Here is a 10,882-nt window from a genome sequence, read left to right on the forward strand (position 1 = left end):
CCCAAACAAATTTGTTTTTTTTTTTCGGGGGGGCCCCCCGCGGTTTCGCTGACGGTGCTTAAATACCGTATATTTATGAAATCTCACGAACCACCGGCTTCGCGGCTTACGCCGCTCCTACAACACCCCCGGTGAGCACGCTCCAGTACCCCGTAACCGCCGGGCTCAAAGCTCCTGGCCGAACATGATCCTGTGGCCGTCGATCGTGCGCACTCCAAACTCGCGCATGCCCCAGGGCTTGTCAGCGAGCGGCTGGGTGAATTCCGCGCCCGCCGCTTGGTACTCATCAAACAGACTGCTGGCGTCTGCCACGGTTATGTAGCCATACCAGGAGTGATCACCAAGCGCATGCGGCGGCGTAGCGTCGATGCATTCGCCCAGCATCACCCGGAAGCTGCCGCGCGACATGAAACTCCAGCCGGGCGCGGTGAAATCCATCTGCAGGCCGAGCACTGAAGCGTAGTAATCGGTGGACTTGGCCAGATCCTGTACGGCGAGGGTGAAGCGCACATCGGTGAAGTCGCTCATCTCATCTCCTGCGGCGTGATATCAGCCATCGCGCGTTGACTCCGGTTACAGCTCCTGGACGTAGGCTTTGGTGTCCGAATCTGGCGGGCAGTGCCGCCTTCATGGATGCAGCATGCAGCTCCCATGTCGATTGGAGCTTACATGAAGCAGCTACATGGAAAGGTTGCGATCATCACCGGTGCCAGTTCCGGTATTGGCCGTGCTGCAGCAGTGTTGTTCGCCGCAGAAGGCGCGGCCCTTGTGCTGGGAGCGCGTCGCGCTGCCGAGTTGGATCGGCTTGTCGCGGAGATTGCCGGAAGTGGCGGCACTGCGGTGTGTCTGCCGGGCGATGTCTGCGAAGAGGCCTATGCAAAGGCCTTGGTCGATCTGGCGTTGGATCAGTACGGTCGGCTGGACGTGGCCTTCAACAACGCAGGCATGATGGGGCCGTTGGGACCGACACCCGGGCTGGCGCTGGCCGATTGGCAGCGCACGCTGGATACCAACCTCACCGCGATGTTCCTGGCTGCCAAGCACCAGGTGCCGGCGATGCTGCGCGGCGGCGCTGGCAGCCTGATATTCACCTCAACCTTCGTCGGCCATACGGTGGGCTTCGCCGGGGCTGCGGCCTATGCCGCCAGCAAGTCGGGGATCATCGGCCTGACCCAGGCATTGGCCTCGGAGTTCGGACCGCAGGGTCTACGGGTCAATGCCTTGTTGCCTGGCGGCACCGATACCCCGATGGCGCATGAAATGAATGGTTCGCCAGAAGCGATGGCGCAGGTGGCACAGCTGCATGCATTGAAGCGTATTGCTGATCCGCGCGAATTGGCGGCGGCGGCGATGTTCCTGGCCTCGGACCAGTCGTCATTCATGACTGGCGCGGCGATGTTGGTGGATGGTGGGGTTTCCATCCATCGCGGCTGATGCGGGGGCGCATGCGAAACGGGCGCCGAGAGGCGTCTGCTCGCTCTGCTTGGCCGGAGTGCATGGAGCTGCTGAAACTCCCGCACTCCCAGAACAGGAGTCGGCGAGCAAGCTGCCTGGCTTGCCGATCAATGGATCGGGATATGCAGTTCCATCTGCGATTCCGGATCGAACGGATCGTCAAAGCGTGCGTCGTAGCGTTCCAGGTCAACGCCGTCTTTTGCCTGTAGACCGTGATCGGCCAGCAGGTGATCGTAGATTGCCTGGAACGTTGCGCTGATCTGCGGCGCAGTGCCAGTGTGGGTATAAACGGCATAGCGTTGCGCAGGAACCTGGACGCGGACCATGCCTTCCGGGATGACGGCTATCTCGCTCACCTCGAAACCGGTGATGTAGCGCAGCGTGCGGTCGGCCTGCGGTATGCAGACGCCGTAGCTGACGACGGGATCGATCTTGCCGGTGACTTCATTCTCGCGCGGGATGAAGCGTTGCCAGAGCTCGGCATAGCCATCTTCGCCTTCGCTGAAGATTGCTTCCATGCCGATGACGTTGAAGGCCGGGCGCTCGATGAGGGTGGGTTGCATGGAGAGGCTTCTTGCTGGAGGGGAGCTTTGTGTGCCGAAAGTGGTTGCCGTGGGGAGCTTGGTGGTCGCCTGTCAGTGTCCTTGCTGTGCGCGGCGATAAGCGACCAGCGCATTGGCGTGGCCATGGCCGAGTTTGTGCTGCTCCTTGAGGAATGCCACTTGCTCCATGTGCTTCCTGTCCTTGACCGTGTCAAGCAGCTGCAGCCAATGTTCAACCGGCTTGCCGTAAGTCTTCTCGATGGACGGGAAATACGATGCCGGCCCTTGGACTTTTTCATTGCTGGTCATCTGCGTTTCCTTGAAGGAGCGGGGCTGGGCAATGATGCGGCAAAGCCTGCCTGTTGGCGACTCAGTTGGCGCCTGCCTGCAGGATCTCCGTGATGCGTGTCTTGGCGGTGTGAATGAAAGCTGCCAGTGGAGCGGCAGGCCAGCGGGGAGGGCTGTCGGTCGGCGCGAGATACTCCTGCCGTGCCTGCCTGATAACGGCGTGATGCTGCTCCGGTAGATGCTGCAGCAGCCACTCCGCGGCGACATCCTTCGGCGCGATGCTTCCGGTCTGTGCGCTGTACCAGATGCGTGCCAATGTGAGCACGATGTTTGCCTCCTCGCCGTGCCAGTCGTCTGCGGTGTTCCATAGCACCAGGGTGTCAGCCAGTGCCTGCTTGAAGTCCTGTCCTGGCACTGGAGGCAGCAGTTCGGTGAGGGCGGGGCCATGCAAGGCGATGCTGTGCTGATGGGCCTTGGTCAGGAGGATGGCGAGATCGGGATCCTGCATGGGCGGTTCCAGGATGCCGGCAAGGATGTCGTGTCGCAGCCATTCGCCGAACTGCAGCTCGCGCCGCGCTGGATGGCGCCAAGGCGTCACTTCGGCTTGTGCGATTACCGTCGCTTCCAGCGCACGCAGTGTTGGATGCTGGCCAGGCGGCGCCGAGATCGCCAGCAGGTCGCGTTGCAGATATCGCAAGGTGGCGGTGTCGGGATGCTGGGCCACGATCACCAGCAGGTCGATGTCGCTGAGTGGCTTCAAACCACCGTCGAGCGCGGAGCCGTACAGGTAAATGGCGATGAGGTTGGCTGCCAGTTGCTGCTGGATCACCTCGCAGGCGAGGGTGAGCTGTGTGGTGATGGCTTCAGGGACAGGCGCAGTCATGGCGTCGGGCAGGCAATCGTGTCGGGTCGATTGTGCCGCAAACAGAACGGGCGCCTTGCGGCGCCCGTTCCTTGCAAAGCTTGCCCTCACTCCATCCCTTCCAGCGTGCGCGAGAAGACTGTAGTGCCGAGCCATGCTCGGCAGGAGCTTTACCGGCTGAAGCTGCCCTCACCTCAACCCCTCTCCCGCGGGCGGGAGAGGGGCTAAAGCAGGGCAGGGCAAATCAAATCAGTAGCGGTAGTGGTCCGGCTTGAACGGGCCGTCGACCGGCACGCCGATGTAGTCGGCCTGTTCCTGGCTCAGGGTGGTCAGCTTCACGCCGATCTTCTCCAGGTGCAGACGGGCAACTTCTTCGTCCAGCTTCTTCGGCAGCAGGTACACCTTGTTCTGGTAGCTGTCCTTGTTCGCCCACAGGTCGATCTGTGCGAGCGTCTGGTTGGCAAACGAGTTGGACATCACGAAGCTCGGGTGGCCGGTGGCGCAGCCGAGGTTGACCAGGCGGCCTTCGGCCAGCAGGAAGATCGCGTTGCCGTTCGGGAAGATGTACTTGTCCACCTGCGGCTTGATGTTGACGTGCTGCACGCCCTTGTAGGCCACCAGTGCATCGACCTGGATTTCATTGTCGAAGTGACCAATGTTGCAGACGATGGCCTGGTCCTTCATCGCGCTCAGGTGCTCGATGCGGATGATGTCCTTGTTGCCGGTGGTGGTGACGTACAGGTCGGCACGGCCCAGGGTGGATTCGATGGTGTTGACCTCGAAGCCTTCCATCGCGGCCTGCAGGGCGCAGATCGGGTCGATCTCGGTGACCACGACGCGCGCGCCGTAGGCACGCAGCGAGGCAGCGCAGCCCTTGCCGACGTCGCCGTAGCCGCAGACCACGGCAACCTTGCCGGCCAGCATCACGTCCATCGCGCGCTTCAGGCCATCGGCCAGCGACTCGCGGCAGCCGTACAGGTTGTCGAACTTGCTCTTGGTGACCGAGTCGTTGACGTTGATCGCCGGGATCAGCAGGGTGCCGGCCTGGGCCAGCTGGTACAGGCGGTGCACGCCGGTGGTGGTCTCTTCGGAGACGCCCTTCCAATCCTTTACCACGCGGCCCCAGTAACCCGGGCGCTCGGTGGCAACGCGCTTGAGCAGGTTCTTGATGACCTGTTCTTCGTGCGAGGAAGCCGGTTCGTTGACCCAGTTGCTGCCGTTCTCGAGCTCGTAGCCCTTGTGGATCAACAGGGTGACGTCGCCGCCGTCATCGACCACCAGCTCCGGACCGGTCAGGGTGCCATCGGCCAGGGTGAAGGTCAGCGCGTCCAGGGTGCAGTCCCAGTATTCTTCCAGCGACTCACCCTTCCAGGCGAACACCGGCGTGCCGGTGGCGGCAATCGCAGCGGCTGCGTGGTCCTGGGTCGAGAAGATGTTGCACGAGGCCCAGCGCACGTTGGCGCCGATGTCCTTCAGGGTCTCGATCAGTACCGCGGTCTGGATGGTCATGTGCAGCGAGCCGGTCACGCGCACGCCCTTCAGCGGCAGCTCGGCCTGGTACTTGCGGCGGATCGACATCAGGCCCGGCATTTCGTGCTCGGCGATGTCCAGTTCCTTGCGGCCCCAATCGGACAGCGAGATATCGCGGATCTTGTAATCACCTTCCTGCGAGAAGGTAGCGGCAACAGCGTTCATTTAGAGCTCCGGTGTGGTGCGAGCAGGCTCGCGTTCGCCGGGCGCCGTTGTTGCGTGAAAGCCGTCCGAGCCTGGCCGTTGGTGAAATCCATGCAAGAGCATGGGCGGCGGTGGACAGGTCCACCCAACGGTCGCAGCGCCCCTCGGAACGGGCTGCCCAGTATATCGCGGCCAGCTGTCAGCGCTGCGGGCCCAACCAACGGCAGGGGCCACGGGCGAGGGGGATTGTTAAGTTGGGGGATTGTTTCCGTCCAATAGGAATGCGCCATGAATCTGTCTCCCCACCGCCGCCGCCGTGCTTCAGCCGCACTGGTGTTGTGCGCCGGCCTGCTGCTGGCAGTACCACCGGTCATGGCGCTGACCCCGCCTGCGGCGCAGAAGGGCGCCCAGCAGGGTGAAGGCTACCGGCTGCCGTCGGCCGCGCTGCAGGCGGTGGTGGATGCTCCGCGCGCGCCCAGCCTGTACCTGTCGCCCAAAGGGGACCTGACTGCGCTGCTGCAGATCCCGGCGCTGCCATCGATCGCACAGGTCGCGGCCCCGGAGCTGAAGCTGGCCGGCCTGCGCATCCACCCCAAAACCGTGTCCGACAGCCGTTTCTCGTTCGGCAGTAAGCTGTGGTTGGCGTCCAACATCGATGGCAAGGAGCGCCAGATCACCGGCCTGCCGCAGCCGCTCTCGGTGGCCGCACTGACATGGTCGCCGGACCAGAAGTACTTGGCCTTCAACCAGCTGGACCCGGCGACCGGGGCCAATGAACTGTGGTTGGTGGACGTGCAGGCTGGCAGTGCGCGCCGTGTTGCCGAGCGCCTGAACAGCATTGTCGGTACCGGCTATGCATGGTTGCCGGGCAGCGACGCGCTGCTGGTCATGCAGCGTCCGGCAGGCCAGGGGGCACCGCCGCAGGCCGATGGCGTGCCGACCGGCCCGGCCGTGCAGCAGACCGAGGTCGGCCAGGGCGTGCGCTCGGTGCGGACCTACCAGGACATGTTGAAGAACGAAGACGACGCGCGCCTGTTCGAGTACTACCTGCAGGCACAGCCGGTGCGGGTGTCGATCAACGGCGACAGTACCCCGGTTGGTACAGCCGGCATCTATCTGGGACTGTCAGCCTCGCCCGACGGCAAGTACCTGTTGAGCCAGCGCGTGCAGCGGCCGTTCTCCTATGCGGTGCCGGTCAGCCGCTTCCCACGCAACATTGAAGTACTGGATGCCAAGGGCAAGCTGGTGCACACCGTGGCGCGTCTGCCGCTGGTGGATGGCCTGCCGACCGGCAACGATGCGGTGCCCACCGGCGTGCGTTCGATCAGCTGGCGCGCGGATGCACCGGCTTCGCTGGTGTGGGCTGAGGCACAGGATGGCGGTGACCCCTCGCGTGAGGCCAAGGTGCGCGATGCGGTGCTGCTGCAGGCCGCGCCGTTCGACAAGCCGCCGGTGACGCTGGCGCAGCTGGGCTCGCGCTACGCAGGGGTTACCTGGGCCAATGGCGAATTGGCGCTGCTGGATGAGTACTGGTGGAAGAGCCGTCAGGTGAAGCAGTGGAAGATCGCCCCGGACCATCTGGATCAGGCAGCAACATTGTTGGTACAGCGTTCGGAAGATGACCGCTATGGCGACCCGGGTGAACCGGTGTTGAGCACCGACGCAGCTGGCCGTTCACGGTTGCAGCTGAGTGCCGATGGCAACAGCTTCTACCGTATCGGCGAGGGCGCGTCGGCCGAAGGCGATCGTCCGTTCCTGGATCGCGTCGAGCTTTCCAGCGGCAAGAGCGAGCGTGTGTTCCAGTCCCAGGCGCCGTACTACGAAATGCCCTTGAGCATCAGCGAAGGCGAGGGTGGCCGCATCCTCACCTACCGTGAATCCAATGACGTACCGGCCAATCTGGTTGCCCGCGGCTTGGCACAGGACGCGCAGCCGGTCGAGCTGACCCACTTCGCCCATCCGCTGCCGCAGCTGCGTGGAGTGAAGAAGGAACAGATCCGTTACAAGCGGGCTGACGGTGTTGAACTCACCGCCGACTTGCTGCTGCCGCCAGGTTATGACGCCAAGAAGGATGGCCCGCGCCCGGTGCTGATGTGGGCTTACCCGGCGGAGTTCAAATCCGCGGCCGATGCCAGCCAGGTCAGCGGTTCCAAGTATCGCTTCAACGCCATCAGCTATTGGGGTCCGCAGGCCTTCCTGGCCAAGGGCTATGTGGTGCTGAACAACCCGACCATGCCGATCGTTGGTGAAGGCGACACCGAGCCGAACGACACCTATGTGCAACAGTTGGTTGCCAGTGCGCAGGCCGCGGTCGATGAAGTGGTGAAGCGTGGCGTCGGCGACCGTGAGCGCATTGCGGTGGGTGGCCATTCCTACGGCGCCTTCATGACTGCCAACCTGCTGGCGCATACGCGTCTGTTCAAGGCTGGCATTGCGCGCTCGGGTGCGTACAACCGCACGCTGACGCCGTTCGGCTTCCAGGCCGAAGAACGCAACTACTGGCAGGCGCAGGAGGTGTACCAGAAGATGTCGCCGTTCAATTACGCCGACAAGATCAAGGACCCGATCCTGTTCATCCACGGCGTTGACGACAACAACTCCGGCACCTTCCCGATCCAGAGCGAGCGCATGTTCGCCGCGGTGAAGGGCTTGGGCGGCACCTCACGTCTGGTGATGCTGCCGAACGAGTCGCATGGTTACCGCGCACGCGAATCGATCATGACCATGCTGGCTGAAAGCGAAGACTGGCTGGACCGTTGGTTGGGTGCAGAAGCCGGCAAGAAGCGCTGACGAACGGCTCCCTCCCTTTTGCACGTAGTGCGAAGGGGAGGGTTGGGGAGGGGTAGCCTTTGGCGCCTTCCTGTAGTGCCGAGCCATGCTCGGCAGGGGCGTTACCGGCCAAAGCAATAAAGCCGCCCTCACCCCAACCCCTCTCCCGCAAGCGGGCGAGGGGCTTTGAGCAAGAGCGAAGCAACGTAGTGCCGAGCATGGCTCGGTACTACAGGTGAAGCGCTGTATCGTCATGTCCTCGAATTGACTGATCCTGCGCACCGTTCTGTCCAAAAGGACAGCTGCCAGACAACATTCAAATGCAACTGTTTCAGGTTTGGTGCACTGCAAAATTGTGCTGATTTTTGCGGTAGGCTTGACGGGTTTCCGCTCTCCAGGCTCTACGTCTTCGATGAACGAGTACCGCAGCAGCGTTGTCTTCGCCACCCCCGACCTGCCACTGCGCGACGATGTACGCCGCCTCGGCACACTGGTTGGTGATCTGATTTCCGAACAGGTATCGCCCGGTTTCCTCGACGAGGTGGAAGACGTGCGCACGGCGGCGATTGCCCGCCGTGAAAGCCAGGCGCCGTTGGCTCCGCTCAGCGCGCAGTTGGCCGGGCGTTCGCCGCGTGATGCCGAAGCGCTGGTGCGCGCTTTCAGTACCTACTTCCAGGTGGTCAACATCGCCGAGCGCGTGCATCGCATCCGCCGCCGTCGTGACTACCAGCGCGCAGGCACCAAGCGCCCGCAGCCGGAAGGCCTGCATGACGCGCTGCTAGCGCTGAAGGCGCAGGGGGTGACGCCGGAAGAACTGGCGCAGTGGCTGCCGCAGATCGACATTGAGCCGGTATTCACCGCGCACCCGACCGAAGCCGTGCGCCGCGCGCTGCTGGAAAAAGAACAACTGATGGTTGCCGCGTTGGTCGACAACCTCGACGGGCAACGCACGCCCGGCGAGCAGGCTGCCGATGCCGCACGTTTCCGCATGGCCTTGACTGCCTCCTGGCAGACCGCCGATTCCTCGCCGGTGCGGCCAACCGTGGACGACGAGCGCGAGCATGTCGGTTTCTACCTGACCCGCGTGCTGTACCGGGTCATCCCGGTGTTCTACGAATCGCTGGAACAGGCGCTGCGCGACACCTGGGGCCGAACCCTGCCGTTGCCGCGCCTGCTGCGCTTTGGTACCTGGGTGGGTGGCGACATGGACGGCAATCCGAACGTGGATGCCGGCACCATCACCAACACCTTGAACGCCCAGCGCAGCGCGGTGCTCGGCCTGTACCTGAAAGACATGGTGGCGCTGGCCAGCCTGCTCAGCCAATCGACCGAACTGGTTGGTGTGAGTGCCGAAGTTCAGGCGCGTGTGCAGGAGTACCAGCAACTGCTGCCGCAGGTGAAGTCGCGCCCGCGTCATGCCGACATGCCGTACCGCCTGCTCAACGACCGCATGCGCGCGCGCCTGCAGGCGACATTGGAAGACGCTCCGGGTGCATATGCGTCACCGGAAGAGTTCATCCACGACATCCAGCTCATCCTCGACAGCCTCGAGGCCAACAAGGGCAAGCACGCTGGTTGGTTCTCGGTGCGGCGTCTGCTGTGGCGCGTGCGCACCTTTGGTTTCCATCTGGCGCGTCTGGATGTGCGCCAGGAATCCAGTGTGCATTCGCGCGCGCTGGCCGAGGTGCTGGGCGGGCAGGAGGCATTCGACGCGCTGGGCGATGCGGCGCGTGCGCAGTTGCTGTCGCCGTACGCCGCAGGCACCGAAGTGCTGGCGCGTGGCGAGGATGAAGCCGGGCAGCGACTGGACAAGGTGTTCGCTGCATTGGCCGATGCACGCCGTCGTCACGGTGCGGATGCGTTGGGCAGCTACATCATCTCGATGGCACATGATCGCGGCGACGTGCTCGCGGTGCTGGCGTTGGCGCGTCGTGGTGGTCTGGTCGATGCGGATGGCGCAGTACCGTTGGACATCGCGCCGTTGTTCGAAACCGTCGACGACCTGCAGCGTGGCACCGCTACACTGCGTGATCTGCTTGCCGATCCGGTTTACCGCACCCATCTTGCCGCGCGCGATGACGTGCAGATGGTGATGCTGGGCTATTCGGACAGCGGCAAGGACGGCGGCATCGCCGCCTCGCGCTGGGGCCTGCAGCATGCGCAGGTCGAGCTGCTGGAAACGGCGGCGGAATTTGGGGTCAAGCTGACCTTCTTCCACGGCCGTGGTGGTTCCATCAGCCGCGGCGGTACCAAGACCACGCATGCGGTGAACGCCTCGCCACGCGGCAGCATCGGTGGCCGCCTGCGCGTCACCGAGCAGGGCGAAGTGATCCATCGCAAGTACGGTATCCGTGCGCTGGCGCTGCGCTCGCTGGAGCAATCTGCTGGCGCGGTATTGCGCGCCAGCCTGCGCCCGCGCGCCAGCGAGCCGCGCGAGGAACAGTGGAAGCCAGTGATGGCCTTGGTCGCCGAGCAGAGTTCAGTGGCGTATCGCGCCTTTGTCGGCGATGCGCAGTTCATGAATTACTTCCGCCAGGCCACGCCGATCGATGTGATCGAACGCATGACGCTTGGTTCACGGCCTTCGCGGCGCCTGGGCCAGGATGCGGCGTTGAGCAATCTGCGGGCGATCCCGTGGGTATTCGCGTGGAGCCAGGCACGCGCGGTAATTCCGGGTTGGTTCGGTGTCGGCAGTGGCCTGCAGGCCGCTGCAGATGCCGGGCATGAACAGACCCTGCGTGAGATGGCGCACGATTGGCCGTTCTTCGAGACCTTCCTCGACGACATGTCGATGGTGTTGAGCAAGGGCGACATCCATATCGCCGAACAGTTCTCCAAGCTGGCCGGGCCACTGCACGAACAGTTCTTCCCGCTGATCCGCGAGGAGCTGGCGTTGACCGCGCATTGGGTGAAGCGCTTGAGCGGCCAGCAGGACCTGCTGGAGCAGGACCCGCGACTGGCGCTGTCGATCCGTCTGCGCAATCCCTACATCGACCCGATCAGCATCCTGCAGGTGGACCTGCTGCAGCGCTGGCGTGCAAGCGACCGCGAAGATGAAGGTCTACTGCGCGCGCTGGTGGCCTGCGTGAACGGCGTATCGCAAGGCGTGCAGAACACCGGCTGAAGCAGTCCTTGTAGTGCCGAGCCATGCTCGGCAGAGGCCTTCCCGGCAATGCCCGAGTGTAGTGGGGGGGGGGGGGGGGGGGGGGGGGGGGGGGGGGGGGGGGGGGGGGGGGGGGGGGGGGGGGGGGGGGGGGGGGGGGGGGGGGGGGGGGGGGGGGGGGGGGGGGGG

The 10,882-nt window shown here is 64.0% G+C and carries 8 protein-coding genes and 1 riboswitch; of the genes, 3 read left to right on the forward strand and 5 right to left on the reverse strand.

The features are described from left to right. Positions 1 to 165 precede the first annotated feature (165 nt). Positions 166 to 528 (reverse strand): VOC family protein, encoded by a 363-nt coding sequence (locus ACVOLI_RS19145; RefSeq protein WP_303748921.1) that lies wholly within the window; start codon positions 526 to 528, stop codon positions 166 to 168. A 141-nt stretch (positions 529 to 669) separates the two neighbouring features. Here ACVOLI_RS19145 and ACVOLI_RS19150 point away from each other — a divergent pair, with 141 nt between their 5' ends. Beyond that, positions 670 to 1,434, forward strand: a complete 765-nt coding sequence (locus ACVOLI_RS19150; RefSeq protein ID WP_481615590.1) for an SDR family oxidoreductase — start codon at positions 670 to 672, stop codon at positions 1,432 to 1,434. 128 nt (positions 1,435 to 1,562) lie between these two features. On the opposite strand, the gene ACVOLI_RS19155 is transcribed toward ACVOLI_RS19150, so the two are convergent. The 4 genes from ACVOLI_RS19155 to ahcY form a co-directional block, all read right to left on the reverse strand. Beyond that, positions 1,563 to 2,018 carry a GyrI-like domain-containing protein gene (locus ACVOLI_RS19155; protein ID WP_481615591.1) on the reverse strand — a complete coding sequence of 152 codons (456 nt, stop codon included), beginning with the start codon at positions 2,016 to 2,018 and terminating at the stop codon, positions 1,563 to 1,565. Positions 2,019 to 2,090: 72 nt separating this feature from the next. Continuing rightward, a complete protein-coding gene (locus ACVOLI_RS19160) occupies positions 2,091 to 2,306 on the reverse strand; it encodes a DUF4287 domain-containing protein (protein ID WP_481615592.1) in 216 nt (71 codons plus the stop codon). A 61-nt stretch (positions 2,307 to 2,367) separates the two neighbouring features. Further along, positions 2,368 to 3,168 carry an aminoglycoside adenylyltransferase family protein gene (locus ACVOLI_RS19165; RefSeq protein ID WP_481615593.1) on the reverse strand — a complete coding sequence of 267 codons (801 nt, stop codon included), beginning with the start codon at positions 3,166 to 3,168 and terminating at the stop codon, positions 2,368 to 2,370. Positions 3,169 to 3,396: 228 nt separating this feature from the next. Then, entirely contained in the window at positions 3,397 to 4,842 is a 1,446-nt protein-coding gene (gene ahcY, locus ACVOLI_RS19170; RefSeq protein ID WP_481615594.1) for an adenosylhomocysteinase, read from the reverse strand. Positions 4,843 to 4,874: 32 nt separating this feature from the next. Beyond that, positions 4,875 to 4,993: riboswitch (S-adenosyl-L-homocysteine riboswitch) on the reverse strand. A gap of 116 nt (positions 4,994 to 5,109) precedes the next feature. Here ahcY and ACVOLI_RS19175 point away from each other — a divergent pair. Beyond that, positions 5,110 to 7,611 (forward strand): alpha/beta hydrolase family protein, encoded by a 2,502-nt coding sequence (locus tag ACVOLI_RS19175; RefSeq protein WP_481615595.1) that lies wholly within the window; start codon positions 5,110 to 5,112, stop codon positions 7,609 to 7,611. A 391-nt stretch (positions 7,612 to 8,002) separates the two neighbouring features. Beyond that, positions 8,003 to 10,714 carry a phosphoenolpyruvate carboxylase gene (gene ppc / locus ACVOLI_RS19180; RefSeq protein ID WP_481615596.1) on the forward strand — a complete coding sequence of 904 codons (2,712 nt, stop codon included), beginning with the start codon at positions 8,003 to 8,005 and terminating at the stop codon, positions 10,712 to 10,714. Positions 10,715 to 10,882 lie beyond the last annotated feature (168 nt).

It is taken from the genome of Stenotrophomonas sp. STEN029 (assembly GCF_056760015.1).